General features: G+C 53.2%; 20 protein-coding genes. 12 read left to right on the forward strand and 8 right to left on the reverse strand.

Annotation, left to right across the window (positions count from 1 at the left end; all coding sequences use genetic code 11):
- Nucleotides 1-184 precede the first annotated feature (184 nt).
- From aspS to ruvB, 5 genes are all read left to right on the forward strand, one after another.
- Entirely contained in the window at nucleotides 185-1,966 is a 1,782-nt protein-coding gene (gene aspS, locus ACMHXI_RS04830; RefSeq protein ID WP_025009690.1) for an aspartate--tRNA ligase, read from the forward strand.
- 106 nt (nucleotides 1,967-2,072) lie between these two features.
- Nucleotides 2,073-2,819: a YebC/PmpR family DNA-binding transcriptional regulator gene (locus ACMHXI_RS04835; RefSeq protein ID WP_025009691.1), complete on the forward strand. Its 747-nt coding sequence runs from the start codon at nucleotides 2,073-2,075 to the stop codon at nucleotides 2,817-2,819.
- Nucleotides 2,820-2,827: 8 nt separating this feature from the next.
- Complete coding sequence (gene ruvC / locus ACMHXI_RS04840) at nucleotides 2,828-3,349, forward strand: crossover junction endodeoxyribonuclease RuvC (RefSeq protein ID WP_025009692.1); 522 nt, start codon at nucleotides 2,828-2,830, stop codon at nucleotides 3,347-3,349.
- Nucleotides 3,346-3,963, forward strand: coding sequence for a Holliday junction branch migration protein RuvA (ruvA, locus tag ACMHXI_RS04845; RefSeq protein ID WP_025009693.1), 618 nt, complete (start codon nucleotides 3,346-3,348; stop codon nucleotides 3,961-3,963). The genes ruvC and ruvA overlap by 4 nt, the downstream gene beginning before the upstream one ends.
- A gap of 35 nt (nucleotides 3,964-3,998) precedes the next feature.
- Nucleotides 3,999-5,003 carry a Holliday junction branch migration DNA helicase RuvB gene (gene ruvB / locus ACMHXI_RS04850; protein WP_025009694.1) on the forward strand — a complete coding sequence of 335 codons (1,005 nt, stop codon included), beginning with the start codon at nucleotides 3,999-4,001 and terminating at the stop codon, nucleotides 5,001-5,003.
- A 106-nt stretch (nucleotides 5,004-5,109) separates the two neighbouring features.
- On the opposite strand, the gene ACMHXI_RS04855 is transcribed toward ruvB, so the two are convergent.
- The 3 genes from ACMHXI_RS04855 to ACMHXI_RS04865 form a co-directional block, all read right to left on the reverse strand.
- The gene (locus tag ACMHXI_RS04855) at nucleotides 5,110-5,895 is read right to left on the reverse strand and encodes an alpha/beta fold hydrolase (RefSeq protein ID WP_107110374.1); all 786 of its coding nucleotides are present in this window, start codon (nucleotides 5,893-5,895) and stop codon (nucleotides 5,110-5,112) included.
- Nucleotides 5,896-5,990: 95 nt separating this feature from the next.
- Nucleotides 5,991-6,479: an NYN domain-containing protein gene (locus tag ACMHXI_RS04860; RefSeq protein ID WP_025009695.1), complete on the reverse strand. Its 489-nt coding sequence runs from the start codon at nucleotides 6,477-6,479 to the stop codon at nucleotides 5,991-5,993.
- A gap of 61 nt (nucleotides 6,480-6,540) precedes the next feature.
- Nucleotides 6,541-6,969 carry a GNAT family N-acetyltransferase gene (locus tag ACMHXI_RS04865; protein ID WP_208169650.1) on the reverse strand — a complete coding sequence of 143 codons (429 nt, stop codon included), beginning with the start codon at nucleotides 6,967-6,969 and terminating at the stop codon, nucleotides 6,541-6,543.
- Nucleotides 6,970-7,791: 822 nt separating this feature from the next.
- Between ACMHXI_RS04865 and ACMHXI_RS04870 the strand changes: the two genes are divergently transcribed.
- From ACMHXI_RS04870 to ACMHXI_RS04880, 3 genes are all read left to right on the forward strand, one after another.
- Complete coding sequence (locus ACMHXI_RS04870) at nucleotides 7,792-10,011, forward strand: EAL domain-containing protein (protein ID WP_144160064.1); 2,220 nt, start codon at nucleotides 7,792-7,794, stop codon at nucleotides 10,009-10,011.
- Between the two features lie 14 nt (nucleotides 10,012-10,025).
- Nucleotides 10,026-11,963, forward strand: coding sequence for a sensor histidine kinase (locus ACMHXI_RS04875; protein WP_208184736.1), 1,938 nt, complete (start codon nucleotides 10,026-10,028; stop codon nucleotides 11,961-11,963).
- 213 nt (nucleotides 11,964-12,176) lie between these two features.
- Nucleotides 12,177-12,656 (forward strand): GNAT family N-acetyltransferase, encoded by a 480-nt coding sequence (locus ACMHXI_RS04880; protein ID WP_243891880.1) that lies wholly within the window; start codon nucleotides 12,177-12,179, stop codon nucleotides 12,654-12,656.
- A 107-nt stretch (nucleotides 12,657-12,763) separates the two neighbouring features.
- Here ACMHXI_RS04880 and ACMHXI_RS04885 read toward each other — a convergent pair whose 3' ends face one another.
- On the reverse strand, nucleotides 12,764-14,011 hold the full coding sequence (locus tag ACMHXI_RS04885) for a uracil-xanthine permease family protein (protein WP_413734185.1): 1,248 nt from the start codon (nucleotides 14,009-14,011) through the stop codon (nucleotides 12,764-12,766).
- 211 nt (nucleotides 14,012-14,222) lie between these two features.
- On the opposite strand from ACMHXI_RS04885, the gene ACMHXI_RS04890 reads away from it, so the two are divergent.
- A complete protein-coding gene (locus ACMHXI_RS04890; protein ID WP_208184737.1) occupies nucleotides 14,223-15,368 on the forward strand; it encodes a DUF2066 domain-containing protein in 1,146 nt (381 codons plus the stop codon).
- 77 nt (nucleotides 15,369-15,445) lie between these two features.
- Nucleotides 15,446-16,156 (forward strand): DnaA inactivator Hda, encoded by a 711-nt coding sequence (hda, locus tag ACMHXI_RS04895; RefSeq protein ID WP_025009703.1) that lies wholly within the window; start codon nucleotides 15,446-15,448, stop codon nucleotides 16,154-16,156.
- A gap of 42 nt (nucleotides 16,157-16,198) precedes the next feature.
- Here the strand turns inward: hda and ACMHXI_RS04900 are convergent, their stop codons facing one another.
- The 4 genes from ACMHXI_RS04900 to ACMHXI_RS04915 all read right to left on the reverse strand — a co-directional run bounded on the left by ACMHXI_RS04900 (nucleotide 16,199) and on the right by ACMHXI_RS04915 (nucleotide 20,695).
- The gene (locus tag ACMHXI_RS04900; protein ID WP_208184738.1) at nucleotides 16,199-18,148 is read right to left on the reverse strand and encodes a PKD domain-containing protein; all 1,950 of its coding nucleotides are present in this window, start codon (nucleotides 18,146-18,148) and stop codon (nucleotides 16,199-16,201) included.
- Nucleotides 18,149-18,368: 220 nt separating this feature from the next.
- Nucleotides 18,369-18,752 carry a DUF2069 domain-containing protein gene (locus ACMHXI_RS04905; protein WP_208184739.1) on the reverse strand — a complete coding sequence of 128 codons (384 nt, stop codon included), beginning with the start codon at nucleotides 18,750-18,752 and terminating at the stop codon, nucleotides 18,369-18,371.
- Complete coding sequence (gene arsC, locus ACMHXI_RS04910; RefSeq protein WP_025009706.1) at nucleotides 18,753-19,103, reverse strand: arsenate reductase (glutaredoxin); 351 nt, start codon at nucleotides 19,101-19,103, stop codon at nucleotides 18,753-18,755.
- Nucleotides 19,104-19,225: 122 nt separating this feature from the next.
- Complete coding sequence (locus ACMHXI_RS04915) at nucleotides 19,226-20,695, reverse strand: M48 family metalloprotease (protein WP_413734189.1); 1,470 nt, start codon at nucleotides 20,693-20,695, stop codon at nucleotides 19,226-19,228.
- Nucleotides 20,696-20,797: 102 nt separating this feature from the next.
- Between ACMHXI_RS04915 and ACMHXI_RS04920 the strand changes: the two genes are divergently transcribed.
- The gene (locus ACMHXI_RS04920; protein WP_025009707.1) at nucleotides 20,798-21,019 is read left to right on the forward strand and encodes a sulfurtransferase TusA family protein; all 222 of its coding nucleotides are present in this window, start codon (nucleotides 20,798-20,800) and stop codon (nucleotides 21,017-21,019) included.
- 80 nt (nucleotides 21,020-21,099) lie between these two features.
- Complete coding sequence (locus tag ACMHXI_RS04925) at nucleotides 21,100-22,191, forward strand: AI-2E family transporter (RefSeq protein WP_028779227.1); 1,092 nt, start codon at nucleotides 21,100-21,102, stop codon at nucleotides 22,189-22,191.
- Nucleotides 22,192-22,222 lie beyond the last annotated feature (31 nt).

Consider the following 22,222-nt stretch of genomic DNA (forward strand, 5'->3'; position numbering starts at 1 on the left):
TGTTATTTTGAACGCTCGTGCCTTGACCTTGGTTCAGCCACTGGTCAAAGGGAGCAAACTGTTTGATACTTCACCGTCTGAAAGTGAAGTACTTTGGTAAGTGGCAGATATTCTCTATAATGCCGCTCTTATCGTGTTGAATCGTTCCAGAGCTCAGCAGGCCGGAATAAAGGATATAAAGCAGATGCGCAGTCATTATTGTGGGGACGTAAACAAGTCCCACGTTGGACAAGAAGTGACCCTGGTGGGTTGGGTGAACCGTAGCCGCGACTTGGGTGGTGTGGTGTTTTTGGATCTCCGGGATCGTGAAGGACTGATCCAGGTAGTATATGACCCGGACTTGCCTGAGGTTTTCGATGTCGCCAGCACACTGCGCAGCGAATTCTGTGTTCAGGTTAAAGGTGTTGTCAGAGCCCGTCCAGACAGCCAGGTCAACGCTCATATGCGTACCGGCGAAATCGAGGTGCTGGGTAAGGAACTGACCATAATCAACGCCGCTGACCCTCTGCCGCTGAGTATGGATAACTTCCAGAACAACAGCGAAGAGCAGCGTCTCAAGTATCGCTATCTGGACCTGCGTCGTCCGGAAATGGCCCAGCGACTGATTTTCCGCGCCAAGGTCACCAGTGCCGTGCGTCGTTTTATGGACAGCAACGGCTTTTTGGATATCGAAACCCCTATTCTGACCAAGGCCACGCCGGAAGGCGCCCGTGACTATCTGGTGCCAAGCCGCACTTACAAGGGGCAGTTCTTCGCCTTGCCTCAATCGCCTCAGCTGTTCAAACAGCTGTTGATGATGTCAGGTTTCGACCGTTACTACCAAATCGTCAAATGCTTCCGCGACGAAGACTTGCGCGCCGACCGCCAGCCTGAATTTACCCAGATTGATATCGAAACCTCTTTCATGAGCTCTGAGCAGGTGATGCAAAAGACCGAGGAGATGGTGCGCGGTCTGTTCCTCGAACTGCTCAACGTGGACCTGGGTGAATTCCCAACCATGACCTATGCCGAAGCCATGCGCCGTTTCGGTTCCGACAAGCCGGATCTGCGTAACCCACTGGAACTGGTGGACGTGGCCGATCTGGTCAAGGATGTTGAGTTTGCGGTATTCAACGGCCCGGCCAACGATGTTGAAGGCCGTGTGGCGGTAATCCGGGTACCGGGCGGCGCCGAGTTGTCCCGTAAGCAGATAGACGACTACACCAAGTATGTCGGTATCTATGGCGCTCGCGGTCTGGCCTGGATGAAGGTCAACGACCTGGCTGCCGGCATGGAAGGCATTCAGTCACCTGTGCTCAAGTTCCTCAATGAAGATATCGTCAAGGCGCTGCTGGAACGCACCGGCGCGCAAAGCGGTGATATCATTCTGTTTGGTGCCGACAAGGCCAACGTGGTTGCCGAAGCTATGGGCGCGCTGCGTCTGAAACTGGGTGAAGATTTCAACCTGCTCAAGGGCGAGTGGGCGCCGCTGTGGGTTGTTGACTTCCCTATGTTTGAAAAGGCCGACGGCCGTTTGTACGCAGTACACCATCCGTTTACCGCGCCAAGGGGCGTGACTCCGGCTGAGCTGGAAGCCAACCCGGCCGAGACGGTATCCGACGCCTATGATATGGTACTCAACGGTACCGAACTCGGCGGCGGCTCTGTGCGTATCCACAATCAGGAGATGCAGGCCACCGTATTCCGTATTCTCGGGATCACAGATGAAGAAGCCAAAGAAAAATTCGGCTTCCTGCTGGAAGCACTGCGCTACGGCACACCACCGCACGCAGGTTTGGCCTTCGGTCTCGACCGTCTGGTAATGCTGATGACAGGCGCCAGCTCGATTCGTGACGTGATGGCATTCCCGAAAACCACTACCGCAGCCTGCCCGTTGACCAATGCACCGGGTGAGGCCAATCCACAACAACTGGTGGAATTGGGTATCAAGGTTGCTGAAAAGGCGGCCGACAAAGCTGAAGTCTGAAGGACTGAGCTTGAAGTCATAAAAGTGTGAATCAAACCGGGGCATAAGCCTCGGTCTGTTTTTTTACCGGTCTGAATTTAAACCGGTATTGAGAGGAGATATACCTATGGCAGGTCATAGTAAATGGGCCAACATCAAACACCGCAAGGCAGCTCAGGATGCCAAACGCGGTAAACTGTTCACCAAACTTATCCGCGAGCTGACAGTATCGGCCCGCGAAGGTGGCTCAGATCCGGATTCCAACCCCCGTTTACGTGCCGCTATCGACAAAGCGCTGTCCAACAACATGACCCGTGACACAGTCGAACGTGCGGTTAAGCGCGGTGCCGGTGAGCTCGATGGCCAGTCGCTGGAAACCGTGGTTTATGAAGGCTACGGCCCAGGCGGCACCGCCGTTATGGTCGAGTGTATGACAGACAACCGCAACCGCACTGTGACCGGCGTACGTAACGCCTTCAATAAGTCCGGCGGCAACCTGGGGACAGATGGCTCAGTGGCTTATCTGTTCACCAAGCAGGGCGTTATCAGCTACGAAGAGGGCGTTGATGAAGATGCCATCATGGAAGCCGCGCTGGAAGCCGGCGCCGAGGATGTGGTCAGCAATGATGACGGCTCTGTGGATGTTTACACAGCACCTGCCGATTTCGGTGCGGTGAAAGACGCGCTGGATGCCATTGGGGTTGAAGCGGTGAATGCTGAAGTGACCATGGTGCCATCTACCAAGGCCGATCTGGATGAAGATACCGCCGCCAAGTTCCTGCGTCTTATCGACACGCTGGAAGATCACGACGACGTTCAGGAAGTCTATCACAACGCGGAAATTGCCGATGATGTGATGGAACGCCTCGGCTAAGGCGGACTATGGCGATTATTTTGGGTGTCGACCCTGGCTCGCGGATCACAGGCTACGGAGTGATCCAGTGTCAGGGAAGGCACCAGATTTACCTCGGCAGCGGTTGCATTCGCACCAGCTGCGAGGATCTTCCCTCCCGTCTCAAACAGATATTCGACGGCCTGTCGGAGATTATCCGTCAATATCAGCCGGAGCAGTTTGCCATTGAGAAAGTGTTCCTGGCCAAAAATGCCGATTCGGCGCTGAAATTGGGGCAGGCCAGAGGCGCGGCCATAGTGGCGGCCACAGTGGCGAATTTACCGGTGGCTGAATACACGGCAACCCAGATAAAGAGCGCCGTGGTCGGGACGGGCAGGGCCCAGAAAACTCAGGTACAACACATGATCCAGCAGCTGCTCAAACTGCCAGCCGCCCCGCAGGCGGATGCGGCAGATGCGCTCGCCGTGGCCGTGTGTCATTATCATACTTGCCAGAGTCTGGTTGCCCTCGGCGGCCGGGCAACGGCCCGCAGCTATGGAAGATACAGATGATAGGGCGTTTACAGGGAATATTGCTGGAAAAGCAAGCTCCGGAAGTGTTGTTGGATGTGCATGGCGTGGGCTATGAACTGCAGATGCCGCTGACCAGCTTTTATGAGTTGCCGGAACTGCAACAGAGCACCACTCTCTATACCCACTTTGTGGTGCGTGAAGATGCTCAGCTGCTGTATGGTTTTATTACCAAGCAGGAAAGAGCGCTGTTCAGGTTACTTATCAAGGCCAATGGTGTCGGCCCCAAGTTGGCGCTGACCATACTGTCGGGGCTGACGGCGCAGGAATTTGTCAGTTGTGTCGAACGCGACGATATCGCCACCTTGGTGAAACTGCCGGGGGTGGGCAAGAAGACCGCCGAGCGTTTATTGGTTGAGATGCGCGACAAGCTAAAGAGCCTGATGGAAGCCTCCAGCGGCAATGAGCGTGAGTTTGTGCTCAAGTCCAACTTTACCCCGGTAGAAGCGCCCAACAGCGCCGAAGAAGATGCCATTGCAGCCTTGCTCTCTTTGGGCTATAAACCCGCCCAGGCCAGCAAAGCGGTTTCCAGCGCCTTTGTTGAAGGCATAGATTCAGAAACCCTGATCAAGGCTGCACTCAAATCCATGCTGTAACATGGAGCGGATAACTGAGGAATGAAGGTAAAGGCATGATAGAGGCCGACAGACTGATCCAACCCCAGAGCTCTCCTCAGGAGGAGCTTATCGATCGGGCGATGCGTCCCAAGTTGCTGGACGAGTACACAGGTCAGAATGAGGCACGCGCTCAGCTCAAGGTGTTTATTCAAGCCGCCAAAAACCGCCAGGAAGCCTTGGATCACATGTTGATCTACGGCCCGCCCGGGCTTGGCAAGACCACCTTGGCAATGATAGTCGCCAATGAGATGGGGGTGAATATCAAGTCCACCTCGGGGCCTGTGCTGGAAAAAGCCGGCGATCTGGCGGCATTGCTGACCAATCTTGAGCCGGGCGATGTCCTGTTTATTGATGAAATTCACCGTCTCAGCCCAGTGGTGGAAGAAATTCTCTATCCGGCGATGGAGGACTATCAGCTGGATATCATGATAGGCGAGGGCCCGGCAGCCCGCTCCATCAAACTGGACTTGCCGCCATTTACCCTGGTGGGAGCCACCACCCGCGCCGGTGCGCTGACGTCTCCGTTAAGGGCTCGTTTCGGGATCCCGCTGCGACTTGAGTTTTACAATGTGGACGACCTCAGCACCATAGTTGCCCGCTCTGCCAACATGTTGGAACTGCAGATGGACTCTGACGGCGCCAGGGAAATCGCCCGCCGAGCCCGCGGAACCCCGCGGATTGCCAACCGCCTGCTCAGGCGGGTGCGTGATTTTGCCGAGGTGAAACACGATGGCCGGATCACCAAGTTGGTGGCCGAGCAAGCGCTGGATATGCTGGATGTGGACGGCGAAGGCTTCGATTACATGGACCGCAAGTTGCTGCTGGCGATCATCGACAAGTTTATGGGGGGCCCAGTGGGGCTCGACAACCTGGCGGCGGCCATAGGCGAAGAACGGGAAACCATAGAAGATGTGCTGGAGCCATTTCTTATCCAGCAAGGTTTTATCCAGCGTACTCCCAGGGGCAGGATAGCCACTGCCAGGGCCTACAGCCATTTTGAGATGATAAAGCCCGAATAACGCACCGGCCAAAGTCCTAGGGCAGAATGGGAATAAGACAAATAAGACGAAAAAGCGGCAGCTGAAATGTTGCCGCTTTTTTTGTGATTTTGGAACAATGCCGAGGCTAGGACAGCAAACTTTTCTTGATAAGCTCGGCCAGGCGCTCGGGCGCTTCCAAAGGCAACATATGGGTGGCGTCTTTCACCAATCTTAGTTGAGCACTCTCAACTAGGTTTGAGGTCTGCTCACTGACCAAGCGAAACAGTGCCCGGGTATCGCTGCCGTGGGCAATTATCAAGGTACAGGTTTGGGGGAGCCTGAAGGCTTTCAAGGCATCTTTCGTGATGGCAGGGCTCTCGGTTTGATTGAGCTGCATCGGCAAAGTATAAGCCAGCGCCAGTTGGGGCTTGCGAATATCCTCGGCCTGGCGGCTAAAGTAGCCGGGCTTACCGCCCGAGCCATCTATCAGGGCTTCAACAGCTGCAGCCAACTCGCCTTTGGCGACCCGTTCAAATATCGGCGCAAACATATTGTTGGCATCTTCCCCCCAGCTTTGCATCACTTGACCTTCGAGTGCCCCAGGGTAACCGGGTTCATAGAGAAATATCCCTGTGGGCATAACAGAATGCTTTAGCAACAGATTGAGGATCACATCGCTGCCATAAGACCAACCGGCAAGGTACAAAGCCTTCTTCTGCGGTAATTTGTTTATCTGTGCACACAGGTCATCGGCGTGGGTATTGAGGCCGAAACCGCCGTCCGTTTGGCCTGTGAAATGGCGTAAGTTGACAGGGATTATCTCAAACTCATTTTCAAGGTGGGGGAGATGCGGTTGCCACATCTCGGCATTGGCCAGCGCACCATGCACCAAAATCAGATAAGGGCGCTTATCTGAACCACTGTTTTCCATGTTTATTTTCCTTTTTGAACTTGGCTTTGCTAACCGGTGTAAACCACGCCGGCCAAGCAATAGAGCAGATACTGGATTGCAGACCTTAACCCAGCTCACTGTCCGAGCAATAATTCTCCCTCTATGGGGAAGAATTCGCTGGCAGCATTGATCAGAGCCAGCGAAGTTAATTCGGGAACGGCGTAAACCTCAACCCGTTTACCTTTTTGACGTAGTTTTTCGGCCAACAGGGCAAAATCGCCGTCACCGGACAGCAGCACTATGGTGTCCACCACATCTGCGTATTCCAGTGCATCTATGGTAATTCCCACATCCCAGTCGCCTTTGGCCGAGCCATCGGCGCGTTGGATAAAGGGTTTGAGTTTCACCTCAAAGCCGATGGCCCGCAGGATATTTTGAAATTCCCGTTGCTTCTTATCGCCCCTGTCTATGGCGTAGGCGAAGGCTTTAACCAGCTGCCGTTGACGGGTGACTTTGGACCAGAGCCGGTTGTAGTCAAGATTGCGCCCGAGCGCTTGCCTGGTGGTGTAGTAGACGTTCTGCACGTCAACCAGGATCAATACTCTGCCTCGCTGCTCACTCATAGCGGGTGTTCCTTCTCTTCAGGGCGCTAACTTTTGTCGGCAATCTGAGCCACTTTCAGGTTCAGAGGCCTGTCAGCTGCATGCTATATTCTCTGTGGCCTGTGTCGGCGCAGGTTTGTTCGCCAATAATCACAGCTCCCCTGCGTTGATAAAAATCGACACTGGCCTGGTTGTCGCAATAAACACTTAAGGTCAGTTGTTCTCTTTGCTGCCTGGCGTGATCGAGTAAGCGACTGCCAATTCCTAATCCCTGCATCGCAGGTTTGACAAATAAAGCCGCCAGGCTGTTCTCGTAGAGAGAATAAAACCCCAGCACTTCGGCGCCATGCTGGTAGACATAGTTCTCGGCTGCTGGAATATAGACCCGGCGCATATTATCCAGTTGGGATTGCCAAAAATCTGCGGCGATAAAATCGTGTGCATCGATGGAGGCGGTCAACCAGATTTCCAATAGTGGATACATGTCTTCCTTGGCGAATGAACGGATCATATAACTTCCTTGTGGATTATTTTAATTGGTTACGGGATTAGGAGGCTTGCCGCCCCAATTGGCTAGCGGGCTCGGCAAATCCCTATGATGGGGGGCAGAATAGCAAACCGGGCAAGCTAAAAAAATGATAAATGGCTCAAAGCCTTACTTTTATTGCTTTAATACCGTCAACTTAGGTTGTGTCCCGTCAGTTGTTGGCAACTGAACCAGTCTCGCAGGCAGAAACAGGTGTTAGGCAAAAATTTACACCGTCATTCTGACAGTTAACCGGCATAAGGAAAGTGCGAATAAGTCCTCATGGCTTTCTCTTTTGTCGAGAGTGGCTTGCACAGCAATTGGCGTTCAAGGCATCTGACTGAAGGCATGCCGGGGCCTGTCGAAGTCGGATAACGCAGAGAGCCGTTTGCTGTGAAAGCCCCAAAGGGCGTGGCTTACAGACCTGTTTGCTGTGTTGTGCTTCTTGCAAAGGACTAGGGCCATTTGCCGCGAACCACGCCTTGCATCCAGGCCTGTAAGCCGACGCAGAGCACACATGGGACTTGTTTGCACTTTCCCTAAGCCAAAAGTGGATTACACTTTAAATCAGACATAGCGTACTGTATTGAAAAGTACTTGATGCCGAATTGTGCTGCCGCAGCGATTGCGGTAACCATGCTGATTTCATCTGAACTTCGGCTCTTGGGTTCAGCGACCTGAAGTTCAAGAGCCTAGGTTCAGTAAGTTGGCCGAGGCAAATAGTGCTGAGTACCGGGCAGGGCATAGAGCGTCTGCAGGTTTTGTCCAAGTAATAACGCGGGCAAAGTGACTGAGGGATTAGTGACTATGATCGATGATTTTCTGTTTTCGTCTGAAACATCGCCGGAAGAGCCCCATCAACGCGACAATAAGTGGCGTATTCTGGCGGTGGATGATGATGTCAAATTCCAGAACTCGCTGAGTTTTGCCATCAATAAAATGACCCTGATGGGGCGTCCTCTCGAACTCATACAAGCCTACAGCATGGCTGAGGCGTCCAGTTTGCTTGGTAAAGATGCCGACTTTGCCGTAGTCCTGGTCGATGTGGTAATGGAAACCGAAGATGCCGGTCTCAGGTTAGTCAAGGCGGTGCGGGATCTGCTGGGGATATCCGATACCCGTTTTGTGCTTTTAACCGGCCAGCCGGGAATGGCACCGGCCGAGTCTGTGATGCAAGACTATGACTTGTCTGATTATGTGCTTAAGTCCGATCTCGCCAGCCGCGGCATTCGCAACATACTTACGGGTGCTGTGCGTAATTATCACCAGCTCAAGACCATTTCCTCTGCCCGCCGTGGTTTGCAACTCATTGTCGAGTCCAGCAATCGTTTGCTTGGGCTGCGAACGCTGGCACAGATAGCCTCGGTTACCTTAAGTGAAATCGCCAATCTTATTGATGTGCCGGATGAGGGGCTGGTTTGTGTCAATCGGGGGCGTCATAGCGCAGATGGCTCGGGGCAGGAGATCTTTGAGCCCATGACCATAGCCTGCAGTGGCCGTTTCCGGCAGTATGCCAATCGTGCCCTCAGGGAGTTGCCGGATCCGACCATTCAGTCCATGGTGGAACAGGCGCTCAGGGAAAAACGTTTTGTCAGTACCGATGAGAGCCAGGTGCTGTTTTTCCCGAAATCGGCAGCATTGGCCGAATTTGCCATCTATGTGGCCACAGATCGCACCTTGGACGACACCGAAATGGAGCTGCTAAAGGTGTTTGCCGCCAATGTTTCCAAGGGCTTTGGCAACGTAGCCCTGATAAGCCGGCTCGACAAGATTGCCTACCAGGATGAACTGCTCGGCATCCCCAATCGCAGTGCCTTGCTGCGGGAACTCTCCAGGTTGCAGGCTATGTCCAGCGCAAGTGCGCACAATCTGCTGTTATTGGATTTGGATCATTTCTCCGGCCTCAATAATCTGTTTGGCTCAGTGTTTGGCAATCAGGTGCTGCAGGCGGTAGCCCAAAGGTTACAGGAGGTTTTTCCGCAGCCGACTGTTATTGGACGACTGCATTCAGATCTGTTCGCCGTCGTTGGCCACAAGGAGCAGGTGAATATCGACAGGGCGCAGCGGGTGTTCAGTGCGCCGTTTGAAATCGATAACAGCCGTCATATTCTCACCGCCTGTATGACAGAAGTCTCTCTGGCCATCAGTGGCCAGGATCCCGCCGAACTGCTGCGCACCGCAGGTACAGGGCTCAGAAATGCCAAATCCCGAGGGCCTGGCAGCATACAGGCGTTTGATCCCGAATTTGAGCATCAGGCGGCACACAGATTCAAGTTGATGCAACGGCTGCATACCGCCATTCAACGCCAGGAGTTTGTACTGCACTTCCAGCCACAGATAGATCTTAAGAGTGGTGAGGTTGTCGGCGTGGAGGCCTTGCTGCGCTGGCAGACCGAAGACGGTATGGTACCTCCGGGCACCTTTATCCCGTTGGCAGAGCAGTCGTCTTACATTCACGGCATAGGCGACATAGTGGTTGCGTTATCTTGTCAGGCGGTACATGCGCTGGATCAGGCCGGTTTTACCGATATTCTGGTCAGTCTTAATTATTCGGCCCGCCAACTGGATAAACCGGATGTACTCGACAGGCTCAAACAACAATGCCGTCTGGCAGGTGTTGAGCCTAGCCGTCTGTGTTTGGAAGTCACCGAAACCGCCATGATGCAATCGTTCCAGCAAGTTGCGAAAATTCTCCAGCGTCACCGTGCCTGGGGCGGCACAGTTGCGATAGACGATTTCGGTACCGGGCTTTCGTCACTCGAATACTTGCTGCAGCTGCCGGCCGATCACTTGAAGATAGATATGACCTTTGTCGCCAGGCTGGATGAAGATGAGCGCAGCCGTTTTCTGGCGTCGATGATCATTGAGTTGGGGCGGCGATTGAATATTTCTGTGGTTGCCGAGGGGGTTGAGACCCGCAGCCAGGCCAACTGGCTCAGGGATAATGGCTGCCATATCGCTCAAGGGTGGCTGTATGGTAAGGCCATGCCACTGGATGAGCTGTTGTTGTGGCTCAGTAAACGCTGAATGGGACCCCACTTATGTCGATAGAGTTGCCCGAACAGGCCGTGATGGCACCACTGATTTCGGGGGAAACCTCATCCAAGAGTCAGAAACGCAATAAGTGGTTGACCTGGGTCAGTTATCTTTTGCCTTGGTGGCTGCTGGTACCGCTGGGAAGCTGGCTTATGTACCACTATGCATCCCAATGGCAGATAGATCAGGTGCGTTATGCCCAGCGGGAGCTGGTAGACAGAGACGCTCTGGTACTCGATGCGCAGTTGACCAAGGTACATCAGGATGTCAGCCTGCTATCACAAATGACGGCATCGGTACTGGCCGACCCAAAGCTTGACGAGAGTGAACAGCTGAGCTTGTTACAACGCCTGTTTGTTGATTTCAGCAAGGCCTATCCCAGTTATATGCAAGTTCGCTGGATAGGCACCTCAGGAGTTGAGCGGGTCAGGGTTGATCATACAGATAATCAAAGGCGGGTCGTTGCCAACGACGCATTGCAGGATAAATCATCACGCTATTACGTAATTGAAGCCAACCGACTGGCTCCAGGGGCGGTTTATTACTCTCCTTTTGATCTCAATATCGAAGGCGGTGAGATAGAGAAACCCTATCGTCCCACCTTACGCGCCGCCACCAAAGTGATGGATACCAATGCCAGCGAGCTTGGACTGGCATTGGTAAACCTGGATGGCAGTGGTTTACTCGAGCGTTTACGCCAGTCCGGCAAGACCATGCTGCTGAATGCCGAAGGCTATTGGCTGCTTTCAACTTATGGCCACAGGGAATGGGGCTTTATGTTCGGCGATCCCGAGCAGCGTCTGGCGGTCGTCCACCCCAAGGTCTGGCAGCGCATTCAGCAGACCAGCCAGGGGCAGTTTATCGATGAAACCGGTATGTGGACCTTCTCTCGGGTGGGCCCGAGCTTAAACAATGGCAGCCAAGTGCCCATGCTTTACACCTTGTCCCATGATGAGCAGCCTTTGCTCATTCAAGCCAGGCTGAGGCAGCTCTATACAGGTGTCGGCGCCGTGGTGCTTCTGTGCATGACTTTACTGGGGGCATTTTTGGCGCGATCCAATCTGCGTCTGGGGGATAAGGCTCATGAGTTGCAACAGAGCAACGCGGCATTGGCACTGACATTGGCTCAACTGAGGGCATCACAGCAGGAACTGGTTCGCACCGAGAAACTATCGTCCCTGGGCTTGATGGTGGCCGGAGTGGCTCATGAACTCAATACGCCTATTGGTGCCGCCATGTTGTGTGTCACTGCGCTGAATGAAAGGGTGGATGAGCTCAAGCGTGGGTATCACAGTGGCAATATTAAACGCTCGCAGTTGGAGGAGTTTATTGAATACCAAGCGGAAGGTTTAACCCTGGCCGAGCGCAATCTCAAACGTTCAGCCCTGCTTATTCAACAGTTCCGTCAGGTAGCATCTGACAGGGCCAATGCCGATAGGCAAGCCTTCTGGCTCCACGAGTTGATAGCGGACATCCTGGCACTGAATCACGGCCAGTGGAAACACAGCCATCATAAGTTGACCACGGATATTCCCAGCGATATTCATATGCACAGTTATCCCGGCCCCCTGGGGCAGGTGATCCAGAACCTGGTACACAATGCGCTGATCCATGCCTTTGAAGAACCCGACCGGGGCGAAGTGCATATCTGTGCCCGCAAGCTGCAAAACAAGGTGGAGATCTGCGTGATGGATAACGGCATAGGGATTAAGGAGCAGGATAGTCAAAGGGTGTTTGACCCTTTTTATACCACCAAGCGAGGTAGCGGTGGTACCGGGCTCGGTCTGCATATAGTGCACCATCTGACCACTGAAGTGTTGGGAGGAAGTGTGCGGGTATCTTCGGGAGTCAATGGCATAGGAACGTCGATGATATTGCTGTTGCCGCTGGAGCAAACAGCGGTCAAGCCCGCAGCTAAAGAAGCCGATATGGCATCGGCCTGAAGCCAAAGCTAAAAGTCCTTGCCTGAAATAAAAGCTTATAAAGCTTAACCTCAGCCCCTTGTTATTCTGCGTATTTTTACAATAACCCGACGGTATCTGTCATGTATGAGTGAACTTTTCCCTAGTTGAAGGCAAACAACCTTGAGATAGATGCGTTCCATGCATAAAGTATTAACCCTAACTATTTAGAACGAAAAAACAGGATGTTATCAATTGGCTACCAATACTAGCAGTACCAGTATCCGAATCGCTAATTCTGCCGATGCCCAGGCTATCAGTGATCTGATTATTCCCCAAACCCGCAAGTTTGTATTGCCCTCCTGTGGTGTTCAGGTTCATGCAATGCTGCTTGATTCCATGTCGCCTGCCAGTGTCAGCGGCTATTTAAACGGAGATTACCGTTATCATCTGGCTGTCAATGATTCAGGTGAGCTCCTGGGGGTAGTAGGCATGAGGGAAAATCGCCATCTGTATCATCTGTTTGTTCGCGAAGAAGCAGCAGGTCAGGGGCTGGCACGGCGACTTTGGGATGTGGCCAGAAAGGCATGCCTGGACAAGGGCAATGAAGGCAAATTTACGGTTAATTCAGCCGTCACTGCCGAGAATGTTTACCTGAAATTCGGTTTTAAACGTATAGATGGCGTTCGTGAGCGAGAGGGAATGGTGGATATTCCCATGAGCCTGACGTTATAGCAGCCAAAGAGTCGTTAAGACCTCTTGGGTGGCTTAAAATATGAAAAAGCGCCCTTTTGGGCGCTTTGTACTTTGATACTCAAGTTTACGCAAAAATGAGATAAGGCTCAGTCCGCGAGGGAGTCACCTGTCTTGGCTGCGTGGGGCTTGCTGCTTGGCAGCAGCAGGTTCATCACTATGGCCACAATACCGCAAAGGCTGATACCGGTCAGGCTGAATGAACCGATACCGAAAGCCATGCCGCCGATACCGAATACCAATGTCACCCCAACGATGGAGAGGTTGCGGGGCTCGCTGAGATCCACCTGATGCTTGATCAATGAGTTGAGGCCCACAGCGGCAATAGAGCCGAACAGCAAACACATGATACCGCCCATCACAGGTACTGGAATCGTCTGCATCAGGGCGCCCAGTTTACCAACAAAGGCCAGCAAAATGGCGGTAATGGCAGTCCAGGTCATAATTCTGGGGTCGAAGTTGCGGGTCAGGGTCACAGCGCCCGTCACTTCAGAATAAGTGGTGTTTGGCGGGCCGCCAAAAGCGGTGGCCGCTATGGTGGCAACCCCGTCACCGGCAAGAGTGCGATGCAAACCGGGCTTTTTCAAATAATCTTTACCGGTAACATTGGAGATAGCCAAAATGTCTCCTATGTGTTCCACGGCAGGAGCTATGGCAACCGGGATCATAAAGGCAATGGCATGCCAGTTGAACTCGGGGGCAACGAAGTTGGGCATGGCCAGCCACGCGGCCTCATGTACCACATTGAAATCCACTATGCCGTAATACAGACTCAGGCCGTAACCTACTATGATACCGGCCAGGATCGGCATCAACCTCAACAGTCCCTTGGCAAAGATGGCCACGGCTATGGTGGTCAGTAGTGATGCCAGAGAAACAATAAGGGCGGTATCCTGGGCAACCAGTACCTGACTGCCGTCACTACTCTTGCCGAGCGCCATATTCACGGCAACCGGTGCCAGACCTAAGCCTATGATGATGATCACAGGTCCCACCACCACAGGAGGCAGGAGCCTCATGATTACGCCGCTGCCACGCAGTTTAACCACAGAGGCCAGTACCAGATAGACGCATCCTGCAGCCATCAGGCCACCCATGGTCGCGGGGACGCCCCAGGTTTGTACGCCGTACATGACAGGTGGAATAAAAGCAAAGGAGGAAGCAAGGAAAACAGGGATTTGACGTTTGGTGATCAACTGGAACAACAGGGTGCCGAATCCGGCGGTGAACAGGGCTACGCTGGTATCTAGGCCGGTGAGCAGCGGCATTAGCACCAGGGCTCCGAAAGCGACAAATAACATCTGTGCGCCTTGCAGAGGACGGGCAAGGTATTTCATTTTTTTATCCGTATTTAGGTTAAACCGGCCAATATTACCAGTTCACTGTAAATCGTGGGGGACTATTTGCCGTTTTAGATCAAATTTTTCACAAATTCTATCGCTAAACCCGAGATGAACGAAGCGGGAGGTTTTTCATCTCCATCGGCTCGCCAAGTGAGGCATATATGATACACTTTTGCCATTCCGACCATTTTTTACCGTCGCAAAGATGCTGAATTCATTTATAAAGCCAGTCGTTTTTCTCTCCCTGTTTTGTGCCACAACTCTGGCCCAGGCTGTTGAGGTCAAACGTTTGGATGAAGCCACAGTAGCCGTGGAATCCCGAACCAGTGCCGAGAAGAGCAAGGGGCTCAAGAAGGCATTGGAAGATGTTATTTTGAAAAACTCCGGCTCCCGTAGCGCCCTCGAAAGCCCGGAAATTCAGGCCAAGCTCGCCAATGCCGATGCCATGGTCAGTCAGTTTGGCTATCTGGATACCGAAGAGGGGCTAAAGCTGAAGGCGAATTTCGATCACCGCAAGATAATCAGCATGCTGCGCGAAGCCGGCTTGCCGGTCTGGGGCAAACAACGTCCCCTGACTCTGTTTTGGCTCAGCACGGATATCAATAATGAGAGGGTTATCCTCAGTGATGATTCGAGTGCCGAAGAGCGCAAGGCGTTTGCCAATGCCTCGATGGAACGTGGTGTGCCTTTGATGTTTCCTTTGATGGATCTGGACGATCTGATGCGCATCAATGTCAATGATGTGCGCGGTTTGTTTGCAGATACCGTCGCTACCGCTTCAGGGCGTTACCAGGCGGACTTCTTTGCCATGGGTACACTGGAAGCCAGCGGCAGTGAATTCAGCTATCAACTGGTGCTTTATCCCAAGACAGATGTCAGTCAGTCTTTTGGCCAACCTCTGCTCAGCCGTCAGGGGCGGGCCGCCAGTAAGGACGAAGCCGTGGCCGAGATGATGCTGTCACTGTCTGATTACTTCGTTTCCCGGTACGCGATTGCCGATTCCGGCGATGGCCTGTTGAGCAAGGTGCGTTTTATCGGCATCAACCAAATGAAACAGTTGGTTGAAATAGAGGCATTTCTCAACCAACTCAGTGCGGTGCGTAAAGCCAGCCTCAGTACTCTGCAGGGTGACAGTGCCACTTTCAACGTGCAGCTTTTTGGCTCGGAAGAGGACTTGAAAAACCTGCTGCGTCTGGAACCACGTTTATCTTCTGCCGAGACTGGTTTTCAGGATGTGGCTGGCGGGCAGGGCAACGACGGCATGAATACATTGCCGCAGCCATCCAAGACCACAGAATTCAGCGATAATGTGAACCAGCCCATAGGCCCATACCAATGGCACAGCCGTTGAGGTTTTAACAGCGGCGCCAGTCATGCTAGACTTGGCGCCCGCATTACTTGATTTACTGCGATTTGGAACGATCCTGAGTGACACAAAACTCACCCTTGCAACTTTCACTGCCCGTTCACTTGCCGGACGATGAGACTTTTAACAGTTATTATCCTGCGGCAGGAAACGATGAACTGATCCAGACCTTGAGGGCCTGTGCCGAAGGCCGCAGCCAGGGAGCCGTCTACCTATGGGGACCGGTTAAGTCGGGACGAACCCACTTGATGCACGCCGCCTGCGCTCATGCCAATGAGTTGGGACGCAGCAGCTTCTATATTCCCCTGGGTATTCATGCCAGTATCTCCACCGCTTTGCTTGAAGGCTTGGAGCAGCTCGATCTTGTCTGTATTGATGATGTCGATGCCATTGCCGGTCACCCTTTGTGGGAAGAAGCGATATTCGATCTCTACAACCGAGTCGCCGAGCAGAAACATTGTGCTTTGGTGGTCAGCGGCAGTGCGGCACCCATAGATGCCGGTTTTGCCTTGCCGGATCTGGTCTCAAGGATGCAGTGGGGGCTCAATTATCAGCTGCAACCCATGGCCGATGAGGAAAAGTTGGTGGCATTGCAGCGCCGCGCCGCCATGCGTGGCTTGCAATTACCGGAAGATGTGGGCCGTTTTCTGCTCAATCGTTTGGCCCGGGATCTGCGCACCTTGTTCGATGTGTTGGACAGGTTGGACAAGGCCTCCATGGTTCATCAGCGTAAGTTGACCATTCCTTTTATCAAAGAGATGTTGCGCCTCTGACTGTCGAGTCCATTTAAATGCTCGAATAAACCGAAAAGCGCGTCAGGGTCTGTTCACCCCTACGGGGGTTTTGTGGCGATCGCCACTTAAACGCAGCGGCACTTGGGTCTGTTCACGCCCTTGCTGACGCTGGACATTGCTCTTCGGCGCCATAAGTGTGGGTGATATGCCGAGGTTGGCCGCCCAGCTCAGGCCTGGTTGCATCTGCAGCGGCGCCGGCAAACTATCCAGCAGCAGCTGAGCATTGAGCTCAGGCATCATTTCGCTCAGCACCAAGCCTGTACGGTTTCTGAGGGCCGAGGCGCCGATACGTCCCCGCTGACCCCAGTCGACACTGATGCTGTTTGCGGTCACTGTTTCGGGTTTGTCTGTAATTGCCACATCACGCTGCACACCAAGACGGTAGCTCATCATGGCTTCTTCAAACAGCATGGCGGCATCTTCCCTGGGGGTGCTGTAGTTGTAAAAGTCATTGGCTCTGTCTGCGGAGAAGAAGCCACTGACATCCCCGGGCATATATGCCTTTTGGGTGGCGGTGGCGGTTTGGCCCATAAAGCTCACGCCGGCCAGGGCGCTCATCTCTGTGCTGCCCAGCGGATAGGCGCTGCTGAGCTGATCCGATATCAAGGCTTTTTGCGCCGTGCGTCGGTAATAGTCATCCAGCAAAGTCGGCCCCTCAAGGCTTTGGTGGACACTGCGCGGGAAAAAGTCATTGGCATGGGCCAACTCGTGATAAAGCAGCGAGGAGAGATCGGTTGTCAACTCGCTGATAGGGCGGTTGCTGCGCTGGCTGCGATCACGATAGACAGAAGCATAATCGTTGTCTTTGACATAACGCCAGGGGATCAGGAACTGCAGCTCATTACCGAAACCGGCACGGTAATCCGGCGCTTCATTGATACTGTCGCGCTCAGTTGCCGTCAACCAAAGATCTTCCGGATCCAGATAGATAGCACCTGTGACCACCCAGTAAAAGGACGGGCGGACATCGTAACTTATCACCACTGCGGTGACAGATTGCAGCAAGGTGGCAAAGTCACCATGAGTGTCCATTTGATCGAGGAAGGCTTCAAAATTACGTCCCATCCAGTCGTGGGATACCAGTACCCGGTTCATTATTGCTTCTTTATCACTGATGCCGCCGGCACCTTGTCCTATCAAGGGCAAGGTACTGAGCTGGCAAGCGCTCAACTGATTGGAATAAGTGCAGCGCTTTAACACTTCGGCATAAGGCGAGTTGCGTTTGTAGGCATGGGTGCGGGCGATGGGCGCATCAAAGTACTCTGAGGTGATTTGCGCTTCATCTGTTATCAGTATGCTGACTTCATCGCTTAAGGTCTCGCCATTGACACTGGCGCTGGCTCTTAAGATCACCCCTGTGTCCTGATTGACCTCGGGCGCAACAAACAAGGGGCGTTCAGGGTTGGTCAGATCCAGGTTGAGCTCAGGTCCGGCGGCAATACACCAACTGATGTTGTTTGCCACAGTGCCGTTGACTCTATCCAGTCGTACGCTGACATTGTTGCCCTCTACCACTTGGTGATCCTGGCGGATATTAAGGCCACTACCGTCCATCACTGTCAGGGTTACCGTCTCCTGCAGGCTGAGATCACTGCTGCTGACATTCAACTGAAAGCGGTAATCACCGCTTTGCGGCGGCACAAAGGCCAGCACAGGGCTGTCATTCATGTCCATATCGACACTGGGCCCGGACAACTGTTGCCACTGGAACTGCATATTACGGCTGTTGAGCGTTCCCAGAGTGGCCAGAACGCTGCTTTGCTGTCCGGCTAAATAGCGGCTTTGCAGCTTAAAAACCAGACCAGAGGCTGTGGTTTGGTTGTCGAATTCACTTTGTTGTTCACAACGCGACAAGGCTGGGGGTGGGGTAACGACAGGAGGGATAAGGTCGCTGCCATCATCGTTGCCACCACCGCCACAGGCGGTGAGCAATAGAGTACAGGTGAAGGGGAGGTAAGGCAGTATCTTCATGGCACGACTCCACTTGGTTGACTGCTTGTTATTATTTGTTGTTGTTTTATATAAAAATGGTTGTATTACTTGGGCACTATAGCACGGGCCAGCAGGGTGACCAATAGTCCTTAAGATGGGAAAAATTGTTGCAAATTATGCCAGTATGCGAGGGAGTCAGAGCAAGAGCTGAGCAGAGCACAAAAAAGGGCCATTATCGGCCCCTATCTATTATCCGGGTTTACTCTTTGTCTTTGGCGCGTTTCTTGAGTCCCAGACCCAATTCGCGACCGCGCTTGCGGGCGTAGAAGGGCATGCTGATCAGTAAGCATGAGATCAACAGACTCTCAATCAGTGCAAACCACCATTCATTGCCCTCGGCTATGTAGAGCAAGGTCAAGCCGTGCAAAAAATAGAGACAGAGAATAAAGCTGGCCCAGGCAAAGGTATAAGAATTACCTTTAAGGATCCCAGGTAGCGGCAGCAGCAAGGGCACCAGCCAAAGACTGGTGAACAGCAGCGAGTATTCGCCGTCGAGTCCTTTACCGATAAAGGCATAGGCCAACAAGGCCGTCAGTAGCAGATAGCCCGTGCGTGAGATCTGTAATAACGCATGACTGCTCATTTACAGGATCGCCAACACGTTTTCCGGTGGGCGGCCGATGGCGGCTTTACCGTTGGCCAGGACGATTGGGCGCTCTATCAGCTTGGGGGTGGCAATCATGGCGGCAATCAATTGAGCTTCGGTCAATTCCGGGTTATTCAGCCCCTGAGCCTTGTATTCCTCTTCCTTGGTGCGCATCAATTCACGGGCGCTGATGCCCAGTTTAGCCAGCAGTTCACTGAGGGTGGCAGCATCCGGTACCTGCTTCAGATACTCGACAATCTGGATCTCGACGCCTTTGGACTCCAGCAGTGCCAGTGTTTCGCGGCTCTTGGAGCAGCGAGGATTATGGAAAATAGTGACCTGGGTCATGGGTTTTCTCTTTACCTTGGCTGAAAAGTGCGACGATGATAGCAAAAATCTGCGGTTACGTCAGGGGAAAGTGGCCCGATTAACGGGCCAGTGAAAGCCAGCATAATCAAAGTGTAAGCCGATTATTTCTTCAATTCGTCCAGCGCTCGGTCGGCGACACGGAACTGGCGTATCTTGGCCTCGATTCTGGCTATCTGCAGAGGCTGGCCGTCAGCGGCTTTATAAGCAAAATTGAGCTGATCTATAGCCCCTTTATAGTCGGCCCTGAGTGCCATGGACTCGGCATTGGAGAAGTGTTCCAGCGCCTTGTTACCGGTTTGCTTGTAGGCTTCGGTCAGCAACTGATAGGGCAAGGGGTTTTGTTTATCCAGAAACGCCATGTCCTCGAGAATAGGGATTGCCCGCTGCGGCTGTTTACTTTCGAGATAAACACTGGCCAGGTTGGCGTTGATCACTTGGGAGGTGGGTTTAAGGCGTCTTTGGGCTTCCAACATCGTTATCGCGCCCTGATAATCCTTACGCTCCACCAGCAGATCGGTTTTGGTATCGAGATAGAAGAGGTTGTCTTGATCTTTTTCCAGCAATTGATCTATGAGCTGCTCGGATTGTTTGAAGTCCTTGAGGCGAAACAGTGCCAATGCCTTGCCATAGAGGGCCGCATCTTTAAAGGCATAGTTGTGCTTGGCTAACTGGGTTTCAAACAGCGACAGTGCAGCATCGTCGCTGTAGCTGGAAAAGCGCACCTGGATCCTGGCCTTGGCCAGGTGGAAGTTAAGGTTGTCTGCCACATATCTGTGGGGATACTGAGCCGCGCGGTTACGGGCATCGGTGATCCGCGACTCGGGCAGGGGGTGAGTCAGCAGCATTTGCGGCGGTTTGGAGGTAAAACGGTAACGGGCCGCCAGTTTGCCGAAGAAGTTGGCCGAGGCGTTGGGATCGAAACCGGATTCCACCAGAATTTGCATGCCTATCCTGTCGGCTTCTTTTTCATGCAAGCGGGTATAGTTAATCTTGGATTGAGTCGAGAGTGCCTGGGTGGTGGCCAGTGCCGCCATCCCGGCTTGAGGCGCTACTATGGTCAGCAAGATGGCGCCGAGCAACCCGGCAATGGTAGCCGGGCTGGCTTTCTCCTGGGCTTCGAGTGAGCGCGCCAGGTGCCTCTGGGTTACGTGGGTAATTTCGTGCGCCAGTACCGAGGCCAATTCACTTTCATTGTCGGCGTTGAGAAACAGGCCTGTATGGATTGCCACATGGCCGCCGAAAAAGGCAAAGGCGTTGATTTCATCGTTTCGCAACAGGAAAAAATAGAAGGGGGTCTTAACCCCGGTGGCATGTGCCACCAATTTGTTACCCAGTTCGGTGGCATATTGGCTCAACACAGGATCGGATAACACAGGCGCCTGGGAACGAATAACCCGCATATAGGCGTCACCATAGACCATCTCTTTTTCGAGACTGAAGGTGTTGACGGCGGCGGTACCGAGATCCGGCAGGTCGTTATTGGCGAAACTTTGGCTGGCGGTGGCAATTAAAACAGCAGTGGCACCGGCCAGAATGGAATGTCGGAACTTGGAAAAAGTCAATGTACTCAAGCTGATTAGATTTCCTGTATGCCACTAATGCATAACTGCCTGGCTTGTGGTTTGAGTTGCAACTTAGGATAATAGCCGAGGTTTATGTTTAGCAAGCTCATCATGGTTTTAATTGATTTAACTCAGAGTCGTTGTCCCGAAGCCCTGGTCAAGGCCAAGATGGCGATGAAACGTTTGCGGCCCGGTGAAACTCTGTGTCTCTTGCTTTCAGACCCGGGATCGCGGCAGGATGTTCCCCGCTTTGCCAAAAAACAGGGCTATGATTGTCGGATTGAGTCCGACGAGCCTGCTGTATTGCGCTTACAGGTATCCGTTGCAGAATAGAAGCGCAGGACGTAACTACACAGCTTCTTGAAGAAGCGATAATCAAGATGGCGCAGCCATCATCACCACAGGAATCCCGGATGTTTAGCTATTTGAGTCGTTGGTACCAGGCCCGCTTCAGTGATCCTCAGGCTCTGACACTGCTGTTTATTCTGCTTGGTATTGCCTTGACCATCTATTTCGCCGGTGGCTTATTGATGCCGCTGCTGGTCGCTCTGGTATTGGCTTTTCTGCTGGAGTGGCCGGTGGCACAGATGGCAAGGGTAGGGATAAGCCGCACCGCGGCCGCCTCTTTGGTGCTGATCCTCTTTATCGGCTTGATGATCTTGTTGTCATTCGGTCTGATCCCCAGTATCTGGCGCCAGGGTGCTGCGCTGCTGACTGACCTGCCCACCATGCTGGACAAGGGGATAATCCTGCTGCAGGAGCAGGCGCAGCAGTATCCGCAGTTTATCTCCACAGATCAGCTCGATACCATGGTGTCCGAGCTCAAAAAATTGCTCGACACCCAGCATCTTTTGGATATCGCCAAGCAGCTTCTCGGCTATTCGGCATCCTTGCTGGTGCTGATGGTTTACGCCATCCTGGTGCCGTTGCTGGTGTTCTTCTTTCTCAAGGATAAAGATGAACTGATCCGCGGCAGCAAGCGTTTCTTCCCCAGCAACCGTGACCTGGCCCGTAAGGTTTGGTTCGAGATGAATCAGCAGATCTTCAACTACATTCGCGGCAAGGTGATTGAAATTGTGATTGTCGGGGTAGTGAGTTACGTATTCTTCGCCCTGATGGATCTGCGCTATGCGGCGCTGCTTGGGGTGTTGACCGGGCTTTCAGTGCTTATTCCTTATGTCGGTGCCACCCTGGTGACCTTACCTATTGCGCTGGTTGCCTTCTTCCAGTGGGGCGTCAGCCCCGAGTTCGGTTATTTGATGCTGGGTTACGGCATCATTCAGGCGCTGGATGGCAACCTGCTGGTGCCTTTGTTGTTCTCCGATGCGGTGGACTTGCACCCGGTGATCATCATAGCCGCAGTGTTGGTCTTCGGTGGCCTTTGGGGCGTTTGGGGCGTGTTTTTCGCGATCCCGCTGGCTTCTCTGGTCAAGGCTGTATTGAACGCCTGGCCCAACGCCGAAGCAGATGCGGCCAAAGCCGCTTTAGAGGCGCAAGCCGAATAAGGCGGTAAATTTCAAGTTTACTGACACAGGC

The sequence above is a fragment of the Shewanella sp. BJSY2023SW005 genome, assembly GCF_047314585.1.
Classification (GTDB): Bacteria; Pseudomonadota; Gammaproteobacteria; order Enterobacterales; family Shewanellaceae; genus Shewanella; species Shewanella algae.

Bases quoted from the DNA above. Each gene is read 5' to 3' on its own strand.
- aspS (WP_025009690.1), top strand. From the start codon at position 185: ATGCGCAGTCATTATTGTGGGGACGTAAACAAGTCCCACGTTGGACAA.
- ACMHXI_RS04835 (WP_025009691.1), top strand. From the start codon at position 2,073: ATGGCAGGTCATAGTAAATGGGCCAACATCAAACACCGCAAGGCAGCT.
- ruvC (WP_025009692.1), top strand. From the start codon at position 2,828: ATGGCGATTATTTTGGGTGTCGACCCTGGCTCGCGGATCACAGGCTAC.
- ruvA (WP_025009693.1), top strand. From the start codon at position 3,346: ATGATAGGGCGTTTACAGGGAATATTGCTGGAAAAGCAAGCTCCGGAA.
- ruvB (WP_025009694.1), top strand. From the start codon at position 3,999: ATGATAGAGGCCGACAGACTGATCCAACCCCAGAGCTCTCCTCAGGAG.
- ACMHXI_RS04855 (WP_107110374.1), bottom strand. From the start codon at position 5,895: ATGGAAAACAGTGGTTCAGATAAGCGCCCTTATCTGATTTTGGTGCAT.
- ACMHXI_RS04860 (WP_025009695.1), bottom strand. From the start codon at position 6,479: ATGAGTGAGCAGCGAGGCAGAGTATTGATCCTGGTTGACGTGCAGAAC.
- ACMHXI_RS04865 (WP_208169650.1), bottom strand. From the start codon at position 6,969: ATGATCCGTTCATTCGCCAAGGAAGACATGTATCCACTATTGGAAATC.
- ACMHXI_RS04870 (WP_144160064.1), top strand. From the start codon at position 7,792: ATGATCGATGATTTTCTGTTTTCGTCTGAAACATCGCCGGAAGAGCCC.
- ACMHXI_RS04875 (WP_208184736.1), top strand. From the start codon at position 10,026: ATGTCGATAGAGTTGCCCGAACAGGCCGTGATGGCACCACTGATTTCG.
- ACMHXI_RS04885 (WP_413734185.1), bottom strand. From the start codon at position 14,011: ATGAAATACCTTGCCCGTCCTCTGCAAGGCGCACAGATGTTATTTGTC.
- ACMHXI_RS04890 (WP_208184737.1), top strand. From the start codon at position 14,223: ATGCTGAATTCATTTATAAAGCCAGTCGTTTTTCTCTCCCTGTTTTGT.
- ACMHXI_RS04900 (WP_208184738.1), bottom strand. From the start codon at position 18,148: ATGAAGATACTGCCTTACCTCCCCTTCACCTGTACTCTATTGCTCACC.
- ACMHXI_RS04905 (WP_208184739.1), bottom strand. From the start codon at position 18,752: ATGAGCAGTCATGCGTTATTACAGATCTCACGCACGGGCTATCTGCTA.
- arsC (WP_025009706.1), bottom strand. From the start codon at position 19,103: ATGACCCAGGTCACTATTTTCCATAATCCTCGCTGCTCCAAGAGCCGC.
- ACMHXI_RS04920 (WP_025009707.1), top strand. From the start codon at position 20,798: ATGGTTTTAATTGATTTAACTCAGAGTCGTTGTCCCGAAGCCCTGGTC.
- ACMHXI_RS04925 (WP_028779227.1), top strand. From the start codon at position 21,100: ATGTTTAGCTATTTGAGTCGTTGGTACCAGGCCCGCTTCAGTGATCCT.